This window comes from Ensifer sp. GW821-FHT05G01 (assembly GCF_059419585.1).
This window is the reverse complement of sequence record NZ_JBWKSC010000015.1, coordinates 78926-101360: the sequence shown is the minus strand read 5'-3', so window position 1 is coordinate 101360 and position 22435 is coordinate 78926. Positions and strand designations below refer to the sequence as shown.

The 22435-nt window shown below is 58.9% G+C and carries 23 protein-coding genes and 1 pseudogene; 7 read left to right on the top strand and 17 right to left on the bottom strand.

Annotation, left to right across the window (positions count from 1 at the left end; translation table 11 throughout):
- Nucleotides 1-99: 99 nt before the first annotated feature.
- Entirely contained in the window at nucleotides 100-1485 is a 1386-nt protein-coding gene (locus AC07UR_RS29215) for an HD-GYP domain-containing protein (protein WP_209792144.1), read from the top strand.
- 82 nt (nucleotides 1486-1567) lie between these two features.
- Here AC07UR_RS29215 and AC07UR_RS29210 read toward each other — a convergent pair whose 3' ends face one another.
- The gene (locus tag AC07UR_RS29210) at nucleotides 1568-1912 is read right to left on the bottom strand and encodes a response regulator (RefSeq protein ID WP_412728404.1); all 345 of its coding nucleotides are present in this window, start codon (nucleotides 1910-1912) and stop codon (nucleotides 1568-1570) included.
- A 616-nt stretch (nucleotides 1913-2528) separates the two neighbouring features.
- Here AC07UR_RS29210 and AC07UR_RS29205 point away from each other — a divergent pair.
- Nucleotides 2529-3107: an SOS response-associated peptidase family protein gene (locus AC07UR_RS29205; RefSeq protein WP_173420987.1), complete on the top strand. Its 579-nt coding sequence runs from the start codon at nucleotides 2529-2531 to the stop codon at nucleotides 3105-3107.
- A gap of 208 nt (nucleotides 3108-3315) precedes the next feature.
- Here AC07UR_RS29205 and AC07UR_RS29200 read toward each other — a convergent pair whose 3' ends face one another.
- The 4 genes from AC07UR_RS29200 to AC07UR_RS29185 form a co-directional block, all read right to left on the bottom strand.
- Nucleotides 3316-3594: a hypothetical protein gene (locus tag AC07UR_RS29200; protein ID WP_209792146.1), complete on the bottom strand. Its 279-nt coding sequence runs from the start codon at nucleotides 3592-3594 to the stop codon at nucleotides 3316-3318.
- A 12-nt stretch (nucleotides 3595-3606) separates the two neighbouring features.
- A complete protein-coding gene (locus tag AC07UR_RS29195) occupies nucleotides 3607-3906 on the bottom strand; it encodes a DUF982 domain-containing protein (RefSeq protein WP_173419481.1) in 300 nt (99 codons plus the stop codon).
- A 69-nt stretch (nucleotides 3907-3975) separates the two neighbouring features.
- Nucleotides 3976-4452: an Hsp20 family protein gene (locus tag AC07UR_RS29190; protein WP_173419480.1), complete on the bottom strand. Its 477-nt coding sequence runs from the start codon at nucleotides 4450-4452 to the stop codon at nucleotides 3976-3978.
- Between the two features lie 152 nt (nucleotides 4453-4604).
- On the bottom strand, nucleotides 4605-4877 hold the full coding sequence (locus tag AC07UR_RS29185) for an usg protein (RefSeq protein ID WP_173420986.1): 273 nt from the start codon (nucleotides 4875-4877) through the stop codon (nucleotides 4605-4607).
- A 282-nt stretch (nucleotides 4878-5159) separates the two neighbouring features.
- On the opposite strand from AC07UR_RS29185, the gene groES reads away from it, so the two are divergent.
- From groES to AC07UR_RS29165, 4 genes and pseudogenes are all read left to right on the top strand, one after another.
- Nucleotides 5160-5474 (top strand): co-chaperone GroES, encoded by a 315-nt coding sequence (gene groES / locus AC07UR_RS29180; protein WP_173420985.1) that lies wholly within the window; start codon nucleotides 5160-5162, stop codon nucleotides 5472-5474.
- A gap of 55 nt (nucleotides 5475-5529) precedes the next feature.
- Nucleotides 5530-7158, top strand: a complete 1629-nt coding sequence (gene groL / locus AC07UR_RS29175) for a chaperonin GroEL (RefSeq protein WP_209792148.1) — start codon at nucleotides 5530-5532, stop codon at nucleotides 7156-7158.
- Nucleotides 7159-7297: 139 nt separating this feature from the next.
- Nucleotides 7298-7600 (top strand): DUF982 domain-containing protein, encoded by a 303-nt coding sequence (locus AC07UR_RS29170; protein ID WP_173419478.1) that lies wholly within the window; start codon nucleotides 7298-7300, stop codon nucleotides 7598-7600.
- A 76-nt stretch (nucleotides 7601-7676) separates the two neighbouring features.
- Nucleotides 7677-7927: pseudogene (locus tag AC07UR_RS29165) on the top strand (transposase); the annotation flags it as partial.
- A gap of 586 nt (nucleotides 7928-8513) precedes the next feature.
- Here the strand turns inward: AC07UR_RS29165 and AC07UR_RS29160 are convergent.
- From AC07UR_RS29160 to AC07UR_RS29135, 6 genes are all read right to left on the bottom strand, one after another.
- Nucleotides 8514-9575 carry an ABC transporter ATP-binding protein gene (locus tag AC07UR_RS29160; RefSeq protein WP_173419476.1) on the bottom strand — a complete coding sequence of 354 codons (1062 nt, stop codon included), beginning with the start codon at nucleotides 9573-9575 and terminating at the stop codon, nucleotides 8514-8516.
- On the bottom strand, nucleotides 9575-10657 hold the full coding sequence (locus tag AC07UR_RS29155; protein ID WP_209792153.1) for an ABC transporter ATP-binding protein: 1083 nt from the start codon (nucleotides 10655-10657) through the stop codon (nucleotides 9575-9577). Before AC07UR_RS29155 ends, AC07UR_RS29160 begins: the two co-directional genes overlap by 1 nt.
- A 10-nt stretch (nucleotides 10658-10667) precedes the next feature.
- Nucleotides 10668-11501: a carbohydrate ABC transporter permease gene (locus AC07UR_RS29150; RefSeq protein ID WP_209792155.1), complete on the bottom strand. Its 834-nt coding sequence runs from the start codon at nucleotides 11499-11501 to the stop codon at nucleotides 10668-10670.
- Nucleotides 11501-12382, bottom strand: coding sequence for a carbohydrate ABC transporter permease (locus AC07UR_RS29145; RefSeq protein WP_173419473.1), 882 nt, complete (start codon nucleotides 12380-12382; stop codon nucleotides 11501-11503). Before AC07UR_RS29145 ends, AC07UR_RS29150 begins: the two co-directional genes overlap by 1 nt.
- Before the next feature lie 90 nt (nucleotides 12383-12472).
- Entirely contained in the window at nucleotides 12473-14029 is a 1557-nt protein-coding gene (locus AC07UR_RS29140) for an ABC transporter substrate-binding protein (RefSeq protein WP_173419472.1), read from the bottom strand.
- 36 nt (nucleotides 14030-14065) lie between these two features.
- Nucleotides 14066-15118: an NAD(P)-dependent alcohol dehydrogenase gene (locus tag AC07UR_RS29135; protein WP_173419471.1), complete on the bottom strand. Its 1053-nt coding sequence runs from the start codon at nucleotides 15116-15118 to the stop codon at nucleotides 14066-14068.
- Between the two features lie 232 nt (nucleotides 15119-15350).
- Between AC07UR_RS29135 and AC07UR_RS29130 the strand changes: the two genes are divergently transcribed.
- Complete coding sequence (locus AC07UR_RS29130; protein WP_209792157.1) at nucleotides 15351-17216, top strand: sigma-54-dependent Fis family transcriptional regulator; 1866 nt, start codon at nucleotides 15351-15353, stop codon at nucleotides 17214-17216.
- Nucleotides 17217-17294: 78 nt separating this feature from the next.
- Here AC07UR_RS29130 and AC07UR_RS29125 read toward each other — a convergent pair whose 3' ends face one another.
- From AC07UR_RS29125 to AC07UR_RS29100, 6 genes are all read right to left on the bottom strand, one after another.
- On the bottom strand, nucleotides 17295-17651 hold the full coding sequence (locus AC07UR_RS29125) for a hypothetical protein (protein WP_173419469.1): 357 nt from the start codon (nucleotides 17649-17651) through the stop codon (nucleotides 17295-17297).
- Between the two features lie 124 nt (nucleotides 17652-17775).
- Nucleotides 17776-18708: an XdhC family protein gene (locus tag AC07UR_RS29120; protein ID WP_173419468.1), complete on the bottom strand. Its 933-nt coding sequence runs from the start codon at nucleotides 18706-18708 to the stop codon at nucleotides 17776-17778.
- Nucleotides 18709-18752: 44 nt separating this feature from the next.
- Nucleotides 18753-19337: an adenylate kinase gene (locus tag AC07UR_RS29115; RefSeq protein ID WP_173419467.1), complete on the bottom strand. Its 585-nt coding sequence runs from the start codon at nucleotides 19335-19337 to the stop codon at nucleotides 18753-18755.
- A gap of 2 nt (nucleotides 19338-19339) precedes the next feature.
- Nucleotides 19340-20866, bottom strand: a complete 1527-nt coding sequence (locus tag AC07UR_RS29110) for an NAD-dependent succinate-semialdehyde dehydrogenase (RefSeq protein ID WP_209792158.1) — start codon at nucleotides 20864-20866, stop codon at nucleotides 19340-19342.
- Entirely contained in the window at nucleotides 20823-21266 is a 444-nt protein-coding gene (locus tag AC07UR_RS29105; RefSeq protein WP_173419465.1) for an acyl-CoA thioesterase, read from the bottom strand. The genes AC07UR_RS29110 and AC07UR_RS29105 overlap by 44 nt, the downstream gene beginning before the upstream one ends.
- Nucleotides 21266-22426 (bottom strand): iron-containing alcohol dehydrogenase, encoded by a 1161-nt coding sequence (locus tag AC07UR_RS29100; RefSeq protein WP_209792159.1) that lies wholly within the window; start codon nucleotides 22424-22426, stop codon nucleotides 21266-21268. Before AC07UR_RS29100 ends, AC07UR_RS29105 begins: the two co-directional genes overlap by 1 nt.
- Nucleotides 22427-22435 lie beyond the last annotated feature (9 nt).

The window sequence follows — 22435 nt, the reverse complement described above, 5'->3', positions numbered from 1 at the left end:
GCCGGTCCTGTCAGTCGCATCGGCGGCCGAAAGCGTCGGCATAAGAGCTTCTTGACATTTGCCAAATATGCTCGCCTCGCACAGGACGGAGCGACGTGTATGAGCGAAATAAGGTCGGCAGTTTGGCCAGATGTCTCTGCCCTCAATTTGGCAGAATTGCTTGCCGCACTCAGTCAAGCGCTCGACATCACGGAGGGGCAGCCTGCCGGACATTGTTCTCGATGCTGCTTCATCGGGATGCGGGTCGGCGAAGCACTCGCCCTCTCAAACTCGGAAATGCGTGACCTATATTTCACGCTGCTTCTGAAGGATCTTGGTTGTTCGAGCAATGCGGCACGCATCTGTGAACTCTATCTAACGGACGATCTGACCTTCAAGAACGACTTCAAAACGGTTGGCGATAGCTTGCCACAGGTGCTGCGTTTCGTTCTAAGCCACACGGGCTTGAAGGCTGGGATGGCCGAGCGCTTTCGCGCAATAATCAACATTCTTCAAAATGGCGGCGCGATCGCGCGCGAACTCATAGAAACGCGCTGCCACCGGGGCGCGGCAATCGCTCGCAAACTACGCTTTTCCGAGACCGTTGCTGGCGGCATCCAGAATCTCGACGAACATTGGAACGGCGCCGGCAAGCCGCAAGGTCTTATGGGGGACCAGATTCCACTGTTTTCGCGAATTGCACTGTTGGCACAGGTCATAGACGTGTTCCACCATGCAAGCGGACGGGCAGCAGCGCTCGCCGAAATCGAACGGCGCTCCGGAACATGGTTTGATCCGGCGCTGGTACACACCTTCATCGCCGTTTCTGCCAGAGACGGCTTCTGGGACGCCCTCGCCGATGACGATCTGCCTCGCCTCATCCTGACACTTCCACCCGCCCGCAACGCCGCAGCATTAGACGACGACTACCTCGATGATATCGCAGCTGCTTTCGGCGAAGTCGTCGATTCTAAAAGCCCATACACTGCAGGTCATTGCGACCGCGTCGCGTTGTTCACGGACATGATTGCCGAAGAGCTCGACCTCTCCGCCATCGATCGCCGATGGCTCAATCGCGCCGCCCTCCTTCACGATATCGGCAAGCTCGGCGTGAGCAACAGCGTCCTCGACAAACCCGGCAAGCTCGATGATGCCGAGTGGGTGGAAATGCGGCAGCACACCGTCTACAGCGAGGACATCCTTTCACGCATCTCGGCCTTTGGGGAGATTGCACGGATTGGTGGCGCCCACCACGAACGCCTCGATGGCAAAGGATACCCACGCGGTCTAACTGCAAAAGATATCTCTTTCGAAACCCGCATTATCACGACAGCAGACTTTTTTGATGCTTTGACAGCCGACAGGCCATATCGATCCGCGATGCCTGTCGACAAAGCACTGTCGATCATGGAGGAGGTCGAGGGCACCGCGATTGACAGCATCTGCCTGGCAGCGCTCAAGAGAGCGCTCTTGCGAATTGATAGACAAGCTTCAAGGGCGGCCTGAGCGCTGATATCGAAGCGATTTCACAGGGCTTCGAACCTTTTGCCTTGTCCTTGTTGACTACGCGGGTGTCGTCCGGCAAGACCTATGAGGAAACGACGTGTTCGAGGGCGTTAAAAAGGTCACGCTCGACTGTCGGCTTACCAACATTGGGAGCCTGCGCTAGGACGCATCCGCCGTCCTCGGCGGGTGCCCCATAGGCACTGGCTATCACAAAGAGTACGTTGATTACCCGAAGGGCCACCGCCACTGGCGTCACCGTGCTGTCCTTCAGTGTTACATCGAGAATAGCAACAGATGGCAGTTGTTCGTCCAGCAGTGCCAGTGCTTCGTCCACCGTTGCCGCTGGGCCGATGACGATCCAGCCCTGTCGCTCCAGCAGCAGCTTGAGGTCCATGGCGATCAGGAACTCGCCTTCGACGAGAAGCACATGAAACCAGCCTCGAGATCATGAGACCGGTCAGCACGAAGAAACTGGACGGGATCAAAGTCGGGCAGAGGCCGCTGTACCGACATGCGATCCACGGAAAAAATGTCGAAGGAGAGAGCAAACGCTTATCTGCGAATTCGAGGAGAACCGGTGTGCGGTCCCTCGGTGGGCACGTTCGAGCTTCTGTAACGGTTTTTGCGTCAATCCCTTGTGAGCTGAATCCCTCGCCGAGTGCCTAGTTGTGTCCGCAGGCGGCGGTGGACCGCCGCCATATGCCGCAACCCTAAATTATAGTAATTCGTATTCAACCACATGCTTACTGATATGAGCCTTGTCCACCCTCAGGGGCGCAGTCTACAAGGTGGTCACGCCGGAACACAGTAGTATCTACGGATATGCGAGCCTGCCGCTTTCCTGAGCAGTCGCTTGAGCGTGCCCCTGATGACTTCGAGGATTGCTGACCGCGACCCCAAGGGTTACGTTAGGCGTTGCTAGACACATCGGATGGTGGTCGCGTCGGCAAAGGAACTGCAGGGTCAAAGCGGCAGTTGCAACCGTCAGCATGATCGATGGCCCTGTGCGCAACGACGGCGTGCCAAACACTCAGGCGTTCCCTATGTGCAGCGAGTACGAGCAACAGATTGGCTACACCGAATACTGCAAGGTGATGCAGGATCTCGCTCTTGGCATCCCCACGCATCAGACGGAACTGGATATGCCGTCGGCCAACGAGATCAAGACGGGCGATATGGCCCCGGTAATCCGGGCTGCGGGCGATCATATCCTCGAGTTGACGCAAATGAAGTTCGGGTTTCCCCAAACCCGGACGCGCGGCCCCGTATTCAACCTTCGATCGAAGGGAAAGCATTTCGGCGACAGCCATCGGTGTCTTGTTCCAGCCAGCGCGTTCTTTGAACATACGCGGAGGAAATACCCGAAGGCCAAACACCGTTTCACGCTCGTGAGGGCGCCGTTGATGGCGATCGCCGCAATCTGGCAGCCCAGCCAGAAAGGCCAGCCCGCGGCGTTCACGATGTTGACAACGGAGCCGGGACCGGATGTGGAGCCTTTTCACAATCGCCAGATCGCTGTTCTTCATCCGATCGATTGGCAGGCGTGGATCGACCTTACCAAGCCAGAGGAAGAATTGCTGCGGCCACTTCCGGTCGGCTCGCTAAGGGTGGAGACCCGCTGAGACGGGTCGACTGGCTAGTTGACCTCCAACACTTCAAAGGGTAGCCGAGCGATAAGGAAAAGCGAAGGCTGGTATCTCGCCTTCGAGGAACGGCATTCTTTCGATTTGAAGTGAACTCCCAGTTCGAATTAGCTTCGACGTGCCGCCTGATATCGAGACGGCCCGTCGGAAAGCCGGCAAGGCGTTAGAGAAGAGGTATATAGCCCCGTCAGGTATCGTACCGCGAATCGAGTTCTCGCAGGGCAGACTGAACCTCATCGATTGAAACCGGCTCGGGCGTTCCTGGAATATGACGGAGAGCCGGCTTCGAATCTATCGCGTAAAAGTCCGAGGCCCATGCGGCGAGGATGGTCCGTTTGTCATCGACAGAAAGTGCAGGAGCCTTCACCACATCCATTGGACGTCGAAACGGCGACCAGTTAGAGGCGAGAACTTCCGGTCCGATGTTCGCGGCAGTTGCGGCAATCTGCCTAAACATATCGTCCATGCTCGGTTCACCTCAGCTCACGTGTGGATCCCGACTCCACCTCGGGTGGTCCGCCATGATGGAGTCAGCTTCCGGCGCAAGCAGGTCGTGCTTTTCCGCGAAGGCGGCAAACAATCCACGTGCGGTCTCAGCTTCGATCTCGCCACGCAAGGCAGCGTGGCATGCCTTGAGTGCAACCGAATGCGGACCATCCCTGAGCGATATCGGCCACTCGACCAGGTGTCGGTAAGCGTCCATAACGCTTCTCACTTCCGTCGGAAATCCAAGGCCGACGAGAATACGCACAGGTTTCTTGAACATATCGGGTTTCATAGCGCTCTCCTTTCCAACCCGGTGTGCTCATGGGCGCCATCGAAACGGCGCCCATATCCAATGCTTCATTTAGGCGGCGCTCTGTGCGTCGATCTGCGGCGCTGCGTCCGGCCGTTCAAGCGTGGAACCGCTTTCAATGCTGATCTTGCGCTGTTTCAATGCCTCCGGAATCTCCCGCACGAGATCGATGGTCAGCAGACCATTGCTCAATCCCGCTCCACTCACCCTGACATGGTCCGCAAGCTCGAAACGATGTTCGAACGGGCGGCCGGCGATGCCCCGGTGCAGATAAGCTTCGGACGGAGAGTCCTGCTTCTTGCCAATAACGGTGAGCAGATTGGACTGGAACGTTATGTCGAGGTCGCCCTCGGCGAAACCTGCGACCGCAATCGAGATGCGGTAGCTGTCGTCACCCGTCTTGACAATGTCATACGGCGGCCAATCGCTGGTCGAACGGTCGCGCTGGGCGTTTTCCAGAAGATTGAAGAGCCGGTCGAAGCCGACGCTCGATCGGAAGAGAGGTGTGTAGTCGTAAGATGTTGCCATAGCCATATCCTCCTAAAAGCAACATGGGTATGGAGCGCCGAATGACGGCGCTTCCAGCATTTTCCAGCCCTGTTGTCAGCGGCTGGAGGAAGATGATCTGGTATCTGAGAAATCCGGCTTCAAGTGCTGCCTTGGAGATTTTTTTGCAAATCTCAGTTCAGCGTGAACTCACCTTCAATGCGGCGCCATTCGTTGGGTCGGATCAGGCGCTGATGCGTATACCGAACGGAATGCAGCGGACCGTCGAGATTGGTTTGCCAGAAATCGAGGAATTGCTGCATTCTAGGAAAGTCGGGAGCAAGATCGTAATCCTGCCAGACATAGGTCTGCAGAACGGATACGAAATCGGGAATACGGTAAAGGATATGCGCGGTGGTCAGTCCGTAGCCGTTTATCTGACGCTCAAAATCCGATGGTTCTCGCATGCTTAACCTCCGTTTATCAACAAGCGCTAAGGTGGCGCAATTGTTCGCGGTCATCAACGGATTTCTAAACGTAAAGTAGGCTTTTGTTGTTCCTTTACAGCATGTTAGCAGCCGCTCGATGCGAGTGCTGATTTTTTTGGGTTGACCTCTTGAATTCGAAAAACCGTGAAACCAGATGATTTTGCGCAAGACGCTCGTTTGAGGTCTTGTACCCGTCCGGACTGGTCATCCGGTCCGGTGATGGGGAACAACGTCACTACTGTTTGTCCATTGGAGGAAAACATGTCTTTCCGACCGCTGCATGATCGCATTCTCGTCCGCCGGATTGAATCGGAAGAAAAGACCAGGGGTGGGATCATCATCCCCGACACGGCGAAAGAGAAACCGCAGGAGGGCGAAGTTGTCGCTGTCGGCACCGGCGCCCGCAACGAAGCGGGCCAGATCCAGGCCTTGGACGTCAAGGCGGGAGACCGCATCCTGTTCGGCAAATGGTCCGGTACCGAGATCAAGGTCAACGGGGAAGATTTGCTGATCATGAAAGAAAGCGATGTCCTCGGTGTCATTGAAGCCCCGGCCGTGCGCAAGCAGGCGGCCTGAACAAACCAGCGATAAGTCCATCAGTCAGATAGCTGCCTATTGAGGAGTTACAGAAATGGCTGCGAAAGAAGTCAAATTCCACCTCGACGCCCGGGAACGCATGTTGCGTGGGGTCGATGTCCTTGCAAACGCCGTCAAGGTCACGCTCGGACCGAAGGGGCGCAATGTCGTCATCGACAAGTCGTTCGGTGCCCCGCGCATCACAAAGGATGGCGTGTCGGTTGCCAAGGAAATCGAGCTAGAAGACAAGTTCGAGAATATGGGTGCGCAGATGCTGCGCGAAGTCGCCTCCAAAACCAACGATCTCGCCGGTGACGGGACGACCACGGCCACTGTGTTGGCGCAGGCCATCGTCAAGGAAGGTGCCAAGGCGGTTGCCTCAGGCATGAACCCGATGGATCTGAAGCGCGGCATCGATCTTGCCGTCGATGCGATCGTGAAGGAACTCAAGACCAAAGCGCGAAAGATCTCCAACAACTCTGAGATTGCTCAGGTCGGGACGATCTCGGCAAACGGCGACGAGGAAATCGGCCGATATCTCGCCGAGGCGATGCAGAAGGTCGGCAATGAAGGCGTCATTACCGTCGAGGAGGCCAAGACGGCAGAGACCGAACTCGAAGTCGTCGAAGGCATGCAGTTCGACCGGGGATATCTCAGCCCCTATTTCGTGACGAATGCCGACAAGATGCGGACCGAGTTTGACGATCCTTACATCCTCATTCACGAGAAGAAGCTTTCCAACCTTCAGGCGATGCTGCCAGTGCTCGAAGCGGTGGTTCAATCCAGCAAGCCGCTGCTCATCATCGCTGAAGATGTGGAGGGCGAAGCGCTCGCGACCCTCGTCGTCAACAAGCTGCGCGGCGGTCTGAAGGTCGCTGCGGTCAAGGCACCAGGCTTCGGTGATCGGCGCAAGGCCATGCTGGAAGACATCGCGGTTCTCACAGGAGGCACCGTTGTCTCTGACGACGTCGGCATCAAGCTCGAGAACGTCACTCTCGACATGCTCGGCCGGGCAAAGAAAGTTGCAATCGAGAAGGAGAACACGACCATCATCGACGGCGTCGGCGCCAAGGCCGATATCGACGGGCGCATCGCGCAGATCCGCGCCCAGATTGAAGAGACCACGTCCGACTACGATCGCGAAAAGCTGCAGGAGCGTCTTGCCAAGCTCGCCGGCGGCGTTGCCGTCATTCGCGTGGGCGGGTCGACTGAGGTAGAGGTAAAGGAAAAGAAAGACCGCGTCGACGATGCACTGCATGCCACCCGGGCAGCCGTTGAAGAAGGTATTCTTCCGGGCGGCGGTGTCGCGCTACTGCGTTCCATCACAGCGCTGGATCATGTGGAGACGGCCAATCAGGACCAAAAGGTCGGCATCGAGATCGTCCGGCGCGCCGTCGAGGCACCTGTTCGCCAGATTGCTGAGAATGCTGGTGCCGAAGGTTCGATCATTGTCGGCAAACTTCGCGAGAAGACGGACTTCTCCTACGGCTGGAACGCCCAGACCGGCGAATATGGCGACCTCTATGTGCAGGGCGTCATCGACCCGGCCAAGGTCGTGCGCACCGCACTCCAGGATGCTGCCTCTGTCGCAGGTCTCCTGGTGACGACCGAGGCGATGATTGCAGAAAAGCCGAAGAAAGACCCGGCTCCGCCCCTGCCGGCCGGCCCGGGCATGGACTTCTAACGCGATTGTTCAGGCCCGTTCTCCCGAGGACGGGTCTGACAGACTCAACCGATCGGCCCCGCCGACTGGGCCCGGGGTACCCCCCTGGCTAACTGGCTCCCCAGATTGGTTGGTGCCGTACCTATTCAGTGAGGTAGAAATGCGCACGAAGATGTTTGATCGACCAGTTTACCTGCGTGAAAGGAAGGATCTGGTCCTCGAAATCACAAACCTGGACGATGCGATCGATTTCCTTGAGGAATGGTCCAAAGGAGATCGCGACATCATTCACGACGCGACCCTGAAGACGTGCTACCTGGCACATGACGGACACAAGCCCGTTCAGGTGGCACAAGACGCACTTCGCTCCTTTGCACGCAAAAAGGGCATCCTTGTGAAGGCTCCCGTGGTTGCGCCATGGATGGTCAAGGCGAAATCGGGCGGCGGTCGGATCTCCCTGTAAACGATGCGTGAAGAGTGAGCGGCCGCACTCGCGGCCTCTCCGCCCGTGTCGTTCCCGACGATATCAAATATGCCACCTTTCCCATCTCAACGACAACGCCGTGTTCAGCCGCCATCTCGTACAGGCTCGGCGTATCGAATGGGCCGTCGATGCAAAGCCGCCTTTCAGCGGTCCGGACCCGTGCTCGCCTATCTCGGCCGTTTCACCGATCGCGTCGCTATCGCCAACAGCCGCGTCGTCGAACTTGACGACGACCATGTTGCCTTCCGATGGAAGGACTATCGGTGCAATGGATGTGACCGCGAGAAGATCCAGCAGAATGAGGCCATAAGAGACTGGCTGGCCGAGCATCGGAAGGCGAGGACGCAATCGATCATTGATCGGGTGAACACGGGCAAACAGTCGGGGGAAATTCCGGCCCATGTCGATGAGGTTGCCATAGGCGATTGTTGCGCAACCTTGCTGCACGGCCTTTCGGTCCAAGCACGTGATGGAATTGAAACGCGCCGCCTTCACGCCATGGTGGACGCTTTTCCGATCGCTTTCGATTCAATGGTAAGCGCGCGTTGAATGCGTTGCGGTCGCGGCCCCAGCAGATCATGGGCTTCCCGATTCAAGCGATGTCGAACGGGGCAAGTGACCATGCACAAAAGCATTGGCGACCACCGGGCGTGGACCGCGATGTCAGGAAGCCAGGCATAGCCTCGCAGTGAACGGCCGCCGCGACATACACAATGGCCTAATCTTTTACGAAAAATCGTTTGGAGAAATCTGAAATGCGAACGCCTTCATGCGATTGCCTCGCCTCTCTATCATAACCACTTTGGATGCCGTCCAGAAGCACTGTACACGTTTGGACGGCATCCAGTTGGCAGCGGAACGCCCGCTCAAAGCCCCCGTCGCATACCCGCGATCAGTTCACCAGAACGCCGTCGACATAGAGACGGACCTGATCGGATGAAACGCGGAGACGCGCCTGACCAGCGGGAAAGGAAACGTCACGGCGTACCTTCATCCTAAGTCGGTCAGAGCCGACAGCGACGTCGACAACAAGCAGGCTGCCGTGGTCCTGCGCAGAGACGATCGATGCGGGGACGCCCAGTTCCTCACCTTGCGCGAAGGCGATATGCTCGGGACGGATACCAAGGACGATTTCAGCATCCGGCGCGATACCACGACAGCGATCCGCCCCCACGAGGGGGACGCCATCAAGCCGGAGATCACCATCTAAGCGCTCTGCCCGAACGAAGTTCATGCCCGGCGAGCCAATAAAGTTCCCGACGTAGAGATTGCGGGGTGCCTCGAACAATTGCTGCGGCGTTCCACGCTGGACGACGCGGCCGGCGCTCATGACGAGGACTTCATCGGCAAAGGTCATGGCTTCGTTCTGGTCATGAGTGACATAGACCACGGTATGGCGCGTCTGATCATTGGCCTGCTTGATGCGGCGGCGAAGATCGAATTTCATGTGCGGATCGATAACGGTCAAAGGTTCGTCCATCAGCAACGCAGCGACATCGTTTCGCACAAGTCCGCGCCCAAGCGAGATCAATTGTTTCTCATCCGCCGTCAGCCGTCGCGCCGATTGGCTAAGGCGCGACGTCAGGCCGAGAAGATCGGCAATCTCGGCGACCCGTGTGGCAATCCGCGACCGATCCCAGCCGCGGCAATGCAGCGGAAAGGCAAGATTCTCGAAAACAGTTTTCGACTGGTAGACGACTGGAAACTGGAAGACTTGCGCGATGTTGCGCTCGGCTGTTCTGGTTCTCGTCACATCCGTGCCGCCGAGCAGCACGCGGCCGTCGGAGGGGGTGAGCAGACCGGAGATGATGTTGAGCATCGTCGTCTTGCCACAGCCGGACGGGCCGAGCAATGCATATGTCTTGCCGTCCTCGAAGTGCATGTCGGTCTTTTCCAGCGCGTAGACGGCCGTGCCGTAGGAATGACCAATTTGGTCCAAATGTATCGAGGCCATCAGTTTTCTCCCTGTCCTGGCGCACGCAGAAGTGCGCCTTCCCCATCGGCGGCGAAGGCGAACAACCGCTCCGGTGCAAGCGACAGACCGATCTGCGATCCATCTGTCACCTGATGAACGCCCTCGAGTTGCATCACCGCCTCGCCGAACGGCGTCTCGACATGCACGAATGTCTCCGATCCCGATACCTCCGAGAATGTGACGCGCCCTGGAATGCCTCTGCCTTCCGAAGGCTCGATCTCGGTTGCCCTGATGCCGAAACGGTAGAGGCCGTGCGGAAGATTTTTCAGATGTGCCGAAGCGGCAAGCTCCACACCGCCGTCGAACACGATACGCCCATGGTCCAAGCGACCCGAAAGGATCGTCATCGGCGGATCGTTGACAATACCGGCAACCAGCGTGTTGGCAGGTCTTTCGAAGACCTCAGCCGGGGTGCCCGTCTGCAGGATTCGGCCCTGGTGCATGACGATGATCCGGTCGCCCAGCATCATCGCCTCGGCGGGCTCCGTGGTGTTGTAGATCACCGTGCCGTCGCTCTGGCTGGTGAGCAGGCCGCGGAATTCCTCGCGCAACTGTTCACGCAGTTTATAGTCGAGATTGACCAACGGCTCGTCGAGCAAAAGGATATCGGCCTTGCGCACCAGTGCGCGGGCGAGCGCGACGCGCTGCTGCTGGCCACCAGAAAGTGCCGACAGCTTGCGCCCCGCAAAATTCGAGAGTCCGACCATCGACAGGACGGATTCGACACGCTGGCGTACATCGACCTCCGGCAGGCGCCGTTTTCGCAGTGGAAAAGCAATGTTGTCGAAAACGTTGAGATGCGGGTAGTTGATGAACTGCTGGTAGACCATCGCAACATCGCGCTGCCAAGCTGGAAGCGTGCCGAATGCTTGACCGTCTCGTTCCATCGTGCCGCTGTCAATACGCTGGAGACCAGCGATCGCACGCATTAGGGTGGTTTTGCCGGCCAGCGTTCTCCCAAGTACGGTTGTCAAGCTTCCACGGGCGAAACTTGCCGAAAGGCCGTCAAGATGGGCTTCGCCGTTGTGCGAAAGGTGTAGGGTATCGAGGATGAGGCTCATATCTGTTTCCTCACCGGATCGCGCCGGCAAGCGTGCCGCGCGACAGGAGCCGCTCGACGAAAATTGCAATGAGGATGAGAGGGGCCACCGATACCAGCGCCGAGGCTGACAGGCTCCACCAGGGTGTAACCGAAGAATTGAGCGAAACGACCGCGACCGGCAGAAGCTGCGTGTCGGTGAAGGTCAGCGTGAAGGCGAAGAAGAAGTCGTTCCAGCCGAAGATCACGCAGAACATGCTTGCGACCAGAATGCCCGGCATGGAGTTCGGCAGGACGATACGCCAGAAGGCTTCGAACGGTGTACAGCCGTCGAGCATCGCCATCTCGTCGATCTGGCGCGGTACGCCATCGAAGAAATCGACCATGATCCACACCGCGATCGGCAGCAGTAGCGCCACATAGACAAGGATCAGACCGATCTTCGTATCGAGCAACCCCAGAAACTGCAGCATCAGGAAGAATGGGATGGCAAGAACGATCGGCGGCATGATGCGCTGGGAGATGAAGAAGAAGATGATGTCGGTGTTCTTGACGAAGCCCGCCCGGTAGTCGAACCGCGACAAGCCATAGGCGGCAAGGGTGCCAAGCACGATCGAGATCAGACTGGCGCTGCTGGTGACGATCAGGCTGTCCATGTAGGGGCGCACGATGTCGATGCCGCCTGCTCCGCCGAACAGGCTGCGCCAGCCGTCGAGTGAAGGCTCAAAGCCGATATAGGGAAGATAGGTCGGACCGCCGGTCACGCCATTGGCCGTCTTGAAGCTGGTTGTTAGCGCCCATAGCAGTGGCGCCACGACGAACGCGCTCCAAAGCACCACGGCGATATATTTTAGCGTTGAGAGCATCAGGCACTCCTTCCGATGAAAATGCGAACGAGGAGCTTGGCGATGATTGTCAGAAGCACGATCATGATGACCAGGTAGGTGATCGAGAGCGATGCGGCATATCCAATCTCGAAATCGCGAAGGCCCTTGATGTAGATGTAGTAGCCGGCAGTTTCCGTTGCCGTTCCCGGCCCGCCCGAGGTGAGCACATAGACGGTTTCCATGATTTTCGAGGCTTCGATGAGCCGGATGACGACCGCGCCGATCGAAACCGGAACCAGCAGCGGAAAAGTCACGTTGAAAAAGGTGCGAACCGGCCCCGCGCCGTCGATGGCCGCGGCGAGGAACGGTTCGCGCGGCAGGCTGAGAAGACCCGCCAGTAGAAGCAGAAACATGAACGGCGTCCACTGCCAGATTTCCACCAGCATGACAGCGGCCATGGCGAAATTGGCCGAGGTGAGCCACGGATACGGACCAAGTCCGATGAGACCGAGGACATCATTGGCGGGGCCGAGGGATTCGTGGAAGATCGTGCGCCAGATCACCGACATGATGACCGGCGTCGTCATCATCGGAATGAGAAACAGCACCCGAAATATCCGCCGGAACAGGATGTCTCGCCAGACGAGCAGCGCAAGTGCAAAGCCTAACACATATTGTACCAGCACGGTGCCGACGGCCATGGCCGACAGTCGCAGCATCGCCTCCCAGAAGCGCCCATCGCTGAAGACATGAGCGTAGTTCGTCAGACCCGCCCAGTTGAGCCCCGGCGCGATTGCATCCCATCCCGAGAGCGAAACGCGAATGGTAAAGAGCAGAGGAAAGAGAATGATTGCCAGAAGCACAAGAAAGCCCGGCAGTAGGAAAGAGAATTTGTAGAACCGAAGCCCTGTCTGGCCCATGATATGACCTGTTTCCTTTGGTAGCAGCTTTGGAACAGGCGGCACGGCACACATGCCGTGCCGCCTTCGTCTGACGTCATCGGCGGCGGTTCATCGACCGTGATCTTCGAGCGCGACGACGTTGGCGTAGGCGTCGCGCACCTTCTCTGTACCGATCTTGTCGATGATTTCGCTCCATTGCGCAGCGACGCCATCAAGCGCTTCCTGAGCGTTTTTCTGCCCCGCCATTGCTTCCGCCACGCCATTCGCCAGCGACGACATGAACTGGTTGACGCCCGGAACGCGCAGGTCGAAGACGCGGTTGGTGCTATCGTCCATGCCGCTCAGCGTCTTGACGTAGGTTTCCGCCACCTTTGGCTCCCATCCGAGCTTGTCCTGCCAGAACTTCGGATCGAAATGGGTCGTGCGGTAAGGGTTCACCCCGAAGCGGCCGATCTGGAGATCGAGCGTGGTGTTTGCCTCGTTGGAGAAGAAGCAGAGATAATCGAAAGCCATGTCCTGGTTCTTCGAGGCCTTCGTGACTGCCGATGTCCAACCCCAGGTGATGTAGGGCGGTGTGTTCGGCGTCTCGAACTTGTCCCAGCTCTTCGTCGTGCGGTTCCAGACTTCGCTGGCGCCCGGAAGCGGGGCGGCTGCGACCTTGTTGCGGATCGGGCTGTCCTTTTCCTGCGCCTGGATGAAGGCGTCGTCCCAGGAATAGCTCATCAGCGCCTGACCGCCACCGAACGAGAATATTTCGTCGCCGAGGCCGAAGTTTGCGCCGCCCGGAGGGAAGGCTTTCTGCGCATCGATGAACATTTCCAGCGCCTTGACCCAGCCCGGATTGTTGACCTGTGGCTCCATGGTTTCGAGATCGAAGAAGAAGCCACCCTTCACGTTCGGGTTCTTGGCGTAGGCGGCAACCCGGCTGATGAAGGCCGAGAACATCAAGTCGTCACGCTTGGTAACCTCTGCGCTGCCGAAATGCGGTTGTCCGTCGCCTGCCCAGTCCCAGCCGGAGAAGAACTTGGCCACGGCGTTGTACTCTTCCCAGGTCGCCGGAACCTTGAGGTCCTTGCCCGTCTCGGTCTTGTACTTCGCCTGCATGTCGGGATCGTCGAAGATGTCGGACCGGTATTTCAAATAGTGCCGGTCGCCGTCGACCGGGTATTGCACCATTTCTTCGCCCCAGGTCGCCACATCCTTGTAGTTCTGCGTGACGTCCTTCATCCCGCTCACCTCCTTGTACGCCGCGGGAACCGGCGCCAGGAAACCGTGCAGGTCGCCGATCCAGAGCGACGGATAGAACAGCACGTCATAGGCTGCCTGCTGCGTCTGGAACGGGATCATGATGCGCTGATAGAGATCGCCGAAAGGAATGTGCACGACATCCACCTTCGCACCCGTCAGCGCCTCGAACTGCCTGGCGTGCAGATCGGTCGGCTCGCCGATGACCGGCACGGCATGACTGATGACCTTGAGCGTTCTGCCTGAATAGTCCTTCTGGTCGATCGCCTGATAGGAACAGGCGCCCGGCACGTCGGCCGCGGCGCCGTATTTGGCGTAGTCTCCATACTGGTCGTAGTTGACGTCCGCGCCTTGAGCGCCGGATGCGATTGTAATCGCCAGTGCGCAGATCGACGCATGCAGAAAGTTCTTGCGTGTCATATGTGGTTTCCTCCCACGGGTTGTTGAAGTCTGAAATCAGGGAACAAGCACAGCGCGTCCGTGGATCTTGCCGTCCCGCAGATCCCTGAGGGCCTGGTTGGCGTCGGAGAGCCTGTATTCGACGGTCCTCAGATCGACGAGCCCGCGGTCAGCCAGCGCCATCAACTCGGTGAGCTCGGCCCATGTGCCGACAAGGTTGCCGATGATGTTTTTTTCGGTGATGACCATATCGACGGTCGGAATGCGGATATCCTCGCCGTAGCCGACGACGTAGTAGCTACCCATTGGCCGCGTCATCGCGAGCCCCTTGAGGGTCGTGCCCTTCTCGCCTACGAAATCGATAACCGCCTCGGCACCCTGCCCGCCCGTCAATTCGAGTACGGCCTCGACCTCGTTGCCATCGGCCTTGATCAGCTTGTCAGCGCCGACTTTGCCAGCCAGATCCAGCGAGGCTTCGGAAATATCGACCACGATCACGTCAGCGGCGCACATCGCCTTCAGGCATTGGATGCCAATATGGCCGAGCCCGCCGGCACCGATGACGACGCAGCTTTCGCCGGGCAGCAGATGGCGTGTCGCCTTCTTGACGGCGCGATAGGCGGTAAGCCCCGCGTCGGCATAGGGCGCTACCTCCTTGGGCGCGAGCGTCTTCGGCAAGGGCACGATGTTGCGCTCCGACGTGCAGAGATATTCCGAATAGCCGCCGTCGCAGTCGAGACCCGGAAACTTTCCGGGGCCATGCATGTCGAAACCGCGCCGGCAGGCAAGGCAGGTCCCGCCGGAAATCTTCGGGTGTACGATCACCGGATCACCGACCTTGATACCCTCGACCTCCTTGCCGATGGCCTCCACCCAGCCTGCGTTCTCGTGGCCCATGATTAGCGGCAGTAGATTGTTGCCGTTCGGATCCATATGGGGCCGCCAAACGCCTTCGATGATGTGTAGATCGGTTCGGCAAACCCCAGCTCCGCCGATGCGCACGATCACGTCGGTGGATTTCGTAATCTTCGGATCCGGTACGTCCTGAAGCGAGACCCACTGGTCCGCCTTCAGGTGGTCATCATATTGGGTGAGTACCTGTGCCTTCATTCCTGTCTCTCCTGCTTCTGCGAACAGTCGGTCCGCATTCATCAGACAAGGTTTGCAAAGGCTGTGCCAGATATTTACATTCAATCATATCAATAGTTTACACAGATACCACACGGCAGGGAATGTCCATTCCCTGAACGGATGCCAACTGAAAACTGTTCAGTTTCTGTCTATTGCAAAGGACGACGACGTAACGCTACTTTGCGCAATTCGTGATGCATGAGGAGGAGACATGCAGCATCTTTCAGGCATCGAGCGCGCTCGCAACGCGCTTGAGAATGGTGGTCGTTTGCCGGTCGGCAGCCTGCCGTCGGTTGTGGCCGACAGTTGGCAGCGATGCCGCGATCTTGGTCTTGATCCGCGCGCTGCGCCGCGCAACAGCGTCGTGCCGTTCTCCCAGGTCAATCAGCGGCGGGAGCAGAATGCTGCCCTGCGACGGCTGGCGCTCGCGGAAATGCAGCTCCTTCATTCGCAGATCGCCGGCTCCAATTTCATGATTGCACTCGGCGATGCCGACGGGGTCGTGCTGGACACGATCAGCGATCAGCACTTTGCCGACAGCGCTGCTGGCCGCTCCATCATACCCGGAAGCCTGTGGAACGAAGATCTGCGCGGCACCAATGCTCTGGGGCTGGCTGCGATGGCCCACAGACCAGTCGCCATTTACGGCCGCGAGCACTATTTTTCCTGCCACGGCCATCTGAGCTGCATGGCCGCGCCGATCCTGAACTCGCGCGGCGAAACCCTCGGCCTGCTTGACGCTTCCTGCGCCTTCGAAGCGCGGCAGGAGCACACGCACGCACTGGTGCGAATGGCGGCCGCGCAGATCGAAAACGGCCTGATCTATCAGGAATGCTCCGAGAGCTTCATTTTCGCTTTCCACCCGCGCGTCGAGTATCTCGATACGCTGTCGGCGGGACTTCTGTCGGTCTCGCCCGACGGCAGCATCATTTCGTTGAACCGGCCGGGCACCACTTTGCTGGCCGGTCTGCCGGCGGCGATCGGCAGTCACTTCGATGATCTGTTCGAGGCCGGATTCGGATCGGCAATGGACGGACTTCTGAACGGCGGCGTCATCCGCATCCGCGACCGGGCGGGAAGTGGTGTGTTTATGGTCTGTCGGCAGATCGGTCAGCGGGGGGCTGACGCTATGGCGAAGCCCGCGCCCGCTTTGCCGGCGCTTCTGCGACGATCGAATGCACCTGATTTTGTTTGCGACGACCCGATCGTTAAGCGGTCGATGACTGATATCGCCGATGCGGTGACGTTGCGTATGCCGGTACACATAACCGGCGAGACCGGCACCGGAAAAGACCTGATGGCTCGCCATGCCCATACGCTAAGTGGTCGCAAGGGCCAGTTCGTGCCGGTCAATTGTGGCGCCGTGCCGGAAAACCTTTTCATCGCCGAAATTTTCGGGCACGAGCGCGGTGCGTTTACCAATGCCCGTGACGAAGGCTCGCCCGGGCTGGCGCGCACAGCCGACAAGGGCACGCTGTTTTTCGATGAAGTTGCGGATATTCCCCTAGCAGCTCAAACGTCGCTTTTGCGGTTTCTGGACAGCATGGAAGTGCGCTCCGTCGGGGGACAGAAGACGCTAAAGGTCGATGTGCAGATCGTCTCGGCAACAAATAGAAACCTGCAGGAGATGGTTGCCACCAAGGCGTTTCGCGCCGATCTCTACTACCGCCTCAATGCCTTCACCATTCGGCTGCCGGCCCTGAAGGCTCGCAGCGATTTTGCCGGCGTCGTCAGACACCTAATGCAGGCCATGGCGCCTGATACAGCGGTCACCGACGCGGCGATCGCGCGTCTCGCACTGCACTCCTGGCCTGGCAATATCCGTGAACTGAAAACCGCGCTGCAGCGTGCGCTTGTGCGCCGCCGGATGGATTACCTTGATGAAGATTCCTTCGAGGATATCAACACAGGAGAGAAAAATGTTGATGACAGCTGCGATAGCTGCCGCCCCCACCCGCTGAGCCGCAGCAAATGCCGCGAGATCCGTTCGATTTTCCAGATGTCCGGCGAGAACATCTCAAAGACGGCCCGGGTGCTCAACCTATCGCGAACGACGGTCTACAAGCACGTTCGTTAGGTGCGTGTCGGATGCTACCACGCTGTAGACAAAGGTTCGAGCGCTGAGGTTGTCTGGCCTGATTACGTTGGCCTGAACCTACGTGCCGATTACGAGTTTGACGTTTTCGGCGATGCATCCATCGAGCAGGATTCCCTTCTCTGGAACGGCCGGATCGAGAAGCTTGCCCGCATCGCCAATGCAATAAGAGCCTTCCTCGTCAAAGGCTTCCTTGTTGATCTCCGGACGCCGCCAATACCCCGGCGTGACCATCGGTCCGCGCAAGCGCAGTTCGAACTTGTCCTCACTCGGTACAAACTTGATTGCAGCACCAGGCAAGAGAGCGCCGAGGTTGTCCGACGTCGTGTTGTCCTTGGGAGAAATGCTGACAACCGGCAAGTTTCCGTCGTGCCCCACGCAACACCTGCGGAGCTCAAGAACCGATTTGCCGATCACCAGGAGCGGATAATCCGAGGGCCAAGGGCAAGTTCAGCGCAAGACTTTCTCATGGAATTGTGGCTGCTGGGGCGCAATTGGAAGGGATAGAGCCGTTCCCTATTCGTTCAAGCTTTCCAAATGCTCATTGAGTTCGGAGCCTTGCAGCAGCAATGTCCGCCAAGACGGAGAGCGCGATAGACGACGCATCTCGAGCTTTGTCAAAGACACCAATCGGCGCTTTGATTTTCGCGATATCGGTTTCGCCAAAGCCGATCCTGCGAAGCGCTGCGCTCCTCTTCTCGTGCGTCCTGCGGCTTCCCAACGCGCCGATGTAGAATGGCTTCGAAGTGAGTGCGCCCTGCAACAGGGGCAGTTCGCGGTCCAGATCATGGAAAAGCAGCGCAACGGCCGAATACTCATCGATCCTCGACGCAAAGTCGATGCTGTTCATTGGTTGATCAATTTGCAGGACTTCATAACCCGCCGCTTGGGCAACCTGCACGGTTGTCGTCAATTCAATGGATCGGCCGCAGAGTATCAACCGCGTTGGAGGTTGATATGAAGTCAGGAATACATCGTCTTGCCAGCCGGTTTCGCTTTCGGTTGGTCCCTCGAATTCAATCGTCTGCGAGCCAGGCAGGTATCTGAGAGTAGCAGGACGCCGTGAAGCGAGGTGAAACAACACCTGCCTCACTGGATCTGCGTCCCTGAGAATGTGGATCGAAAGGTTTATACCTCCCCCACACGGAAGAACGATGTCGAAGAAAGGCGAGCCCTCGCCAAGCTTCAGGAAGCGGTCACGCCCCAAAGACAATGCTTCAAGCGCTTCCGCCGCCACTGCGTTCTCAGTGCACCCTCCCGAGACAAAGCCACAGTAGCGGCCATCGGCTCGCACGGCCATATGTGCTCCAAGAGAGCGAGCGGTACCTCCATGGATGTCGACCAGTGTGACCAAGGCGACTGGTATTCCGGCAAGGAGAGAATCGTAGGCGTAGCGCAGGATGTTTGCTGGCTTGTCAGTAGCGATCGCAACGACCGGCTCTACGCCCTCCGGCACAACTCTCTCAGAAGCCATTTCAACCCCTTCGCGCACAGGCACTGCGACCTTAAACGATCTCACTACCGCTCCAACAAATCCGCAATCTGAGCGCCGACTTCGTCGACGTCGGCGGAAGCGTCGACGCGACGCAGGAGCTTGCGTTGCTGATAGAAAGGCGACAACGCCTCCGTGGCGCGGACGAACTCTTCGACGCGTTTCCTCAGCACTTCCGGGTTGTCGTCGGAGCGCGCCGCCGCACCCATCGCGCGAAATTGCTCAGCTCTTTTGCTGACGCGCTGTTCGAGAAGGCTGATCGGGATATCAAAGAGGATGACGTGGTCGAGAGGGGTACCCAGATCCCAGAGAAGTCGTTCCAGAGCGTTCGCCTGGGCGACTGTCCGAGGAAAGCCGTCAAGGATGAACCCTCTGTCGCGCGCCCCGGAGGAAAGCCGCTCCTGTACGAGGCCGATCACGACCTGATCCGGCACCAGGACCCCCGCGTCGACCGCTGCCTTGGCCTCTCGACCGAGAGGCGTTTGCGCCTTGATGGCTTCGCGAAGCAGGTCGCCTGTCGAAACATGGAGGAGGCCATGCCGCCCCACGAGGCGTTCAGCTTGAGTTCCCTTCCCTGCGCCGGGCGGTCCCAGCAGAACGAGGTTCACCATTGTCAAACTCCCATGCACATGTATTTGATTTCGAGGTAGTCATCCATGCCGTATTTGGAGCCCTCACGGCCGTTGCCGCTCTCCTTCATACCGCCGAAGGGCGCCAACTCGGTGGAGATGATGCCTTCGTTGATGCCGACTATCCCGTATTCGAGGGCCTCGGCGACACGCCACACACGGGAGATATCCCGCCCATAGAAGTATGCGGCGAGCCCGAATTGGGTGTCGTTTGCGAGCTTGATTGCGTCCTCTTCAGTCTCGAACCGAAACACCGGAGCGACAGGCCCGAAAATCTCCTCGGCGAAGATCTGCGAGTCCGGCGACGCGGCGGCAATGACCGTTGGCTGATAGAAACCGTGACCGAGCGCGTGCCGCGCACCACCTGTCAGAACCCGACCTCCGCGCTCCACGGCATCGCGCACGAGTTCCTCCACCTTCGCAACAGCCTTGTCATCGATCAGCGGCCCGATCTGAACGCCCTCGCCGAAGCCGTCACCGACGCTCAGTTCAGAAACAGCCTCCGCCAGACGCTCTACGAAAGCGTCGTGGACGCTGGACTGGACGAGAAAGCGGTTGGCGCAAACGCAAGTCTGGCCGGCGTTGCGGGACTTGGACGCTATGGCGCCCTTGACTGCGGCGTCGATGTCGGCGTCATCAAAAACGATAAATGGCGCATTGCCCCCGAGTTCCATCGATGTTCGCTTCACCGACCCGGCGCACTGCGCCATCAGCACTTTGCCGATGTCGGTTGAACCGGTGAAGCTCAACTTGCGCACGGTCGGGTTCGACGTCAGTTCCTCACCGATCTCGCTGGCTGATCCGGTCACACAAGAGACCACGCCTTTCGGCACGCCGGCCCGCTCCGCAAGCACACACAGCGCCAACGCAGATAGCGGCGTCTGGCTAGCCGGCTTGATCACAATGGTGCAACCCGCAGCCAGGGCCGGTCCCGCCTTCCTGGTGATCATCGCCGCCGGGAAATTCCACGGAGTGATCGCGGCGCAAACGCCGATCGGCTGCTTGACGACGACGATGCGCCTGTCGGACGTCGGCGCCGGAATCGTGTCGCCGTAGACCCTCTTGGCCTCCTCGCCGAACCACTCGATATAGGAAGCAGCGTAAGCGATCTCGCCCTTCGATTCGGCCAGAGGCTTGCCTTGGTCGGCAGTCATGATGGCCGCAAGGTCATCCTGGTTCTGCATGAGCAGTTCGAACCATCTACGCAGGATCGCAGCGCGCTGCTTGCCTGAAAGCGACCGCCATCCGCCAAGCGCCTGTTCGGCCGCGTTGATCGCGCGTCTCGTCTCTGATCGCCCCATCCGCGGGACGGTGGCGACCACGGTCCCGTTGGCCGGGTTGCTTACCGCGATGACCTTGCCGTCGTCGGCGCTCTGCCATTCGCCTCCAATAAAACATTGGTTGCGCACCAGCGATGGGTCTTTTAGAGTGAAAAGAGTCACTGAAACATCCTCCAGCCTTATGCGATCACGGCTGAACCAACAAAGGCTCGAGCACGCGCCTAGCGGCATTGCTGAAATGAACGGGGCGTCGAGCCAGACGGTCGACGTTCACGTGAACGAAAAAGCCCTCGGCCGCTGCGGTCTCGTCTTCGTTGCGAAAGAGCCCGATCTCATAGCGAACAGAGGAATTACCGAGCTTTGCGACCCTGATGCCAGCCGTGACGACGTCTGGAAACGTCATCTCCGCATGGTAGCGGCAACCCGTTTCGACGACGACGAAGATCTCCGATCCCCGTTTGATTTCGAGCACGCCGTTTTGGATCAGGAAGCCGTTCACCGCCGTGTCGAACAGACTGTAGTGGACGACGTTGTTCATGTGCCCGTAAGTGTCGTTGTCCGACCAACGCGTTCCGATGGTGCGGAACACCTTGTAGTCAGACCGCGTGCCGGGAAGGTTACGCTCGGTCATCACCAGGCCGCCTTGTAGATAGAAAGAGCGTCTTCCTCGCTCACCTCACGCGGATTGTTTCCGAGCAGCCTTGTCTGCTTCATGGCGTCGCGAGCCATCCCAGGCAGATGCTCTTGTCCAATGCCCACATCGCTTAGCCTGGACTGCAATCCGAGCTTCGCAGAGAGTTCGGCGAGCCGCTCGACAAAGGCCGCGCTGCGGCCCTGGACCCCTTGTTCAGTGGCCAGGTCCGGGAAGGCGTCCGCGGCGATTTCGGCGTAGTCGGACGCGGCATTCGGTGCGTTGAAGCGTAAGACATGCGGCAGCACGAGAGCGTTCGAAAGGCCATGCGGAACATGGAACGTTCCGCCGATCGGATAGGCCAATGCATGGACGGCCGCGACAGGAGAATTGGCGAAAGCCTGCCCCGCCAACATCGAACCGAGCAGCATTGCGCCGCGCGCCGCACGGTCCCTCCCCTCGAAAACTGCCTTTTCGATGTTGGCACCAAGGAGTTGGAGCGCCTGCCGAGCCAACATCTTTGACAAGGGATTGTTGTTGGGGTTCTTGGAGGCATAGGCTTCGATCGCATGAACCATTGCGTCGACGCCGGTCGCGGCCGTGATGGCAGGCGGAAGTCCCAAGGTCAGATCCGCGTCGAGAACGGCAATGTCAGGCAGGATGATCGGCGACGACACCCCCCGCTTTTCGTCACCACCCACAGTGATGATGGAGACCGGCGTGACTTCAGAGCCGGTTCCGGCCGTGGTCGGGACAAGCACCAAGGGAAGACGTGGGCCCTTTGCGTTACCGACGCCCCATGCGCTGTCGATATCCTCGCCGGATCCGCAAAGCAGGGCCACGACCTTCGCCACGTCCAGTGAGGACCCGCCGCCAAAGCCGATGACGCCGGTAGCGGCTGCGACCTTCGCCGCCTCTACAGCCGCCTCGACGGTCGTCAGCGAGGGATCCGCTTCCACCCCGTCGAAGATGGTTGCCCGGATCCCCGCCTCCGCCAAGGACGACAGGGCTGGTTCGCAAAGCCCGAGCGCCCGTAGGCCGGGATCGGTTACGAAAAGTACGCGGTCTCCAACCTTGGTTTTGACGAGGCCGCCGATCTGCGCAGACGCGCCTGGCCGGAAGACGATCTGGCTGGTCGTGCTAAAGACAAAGGGTTGCATTGTAATCTC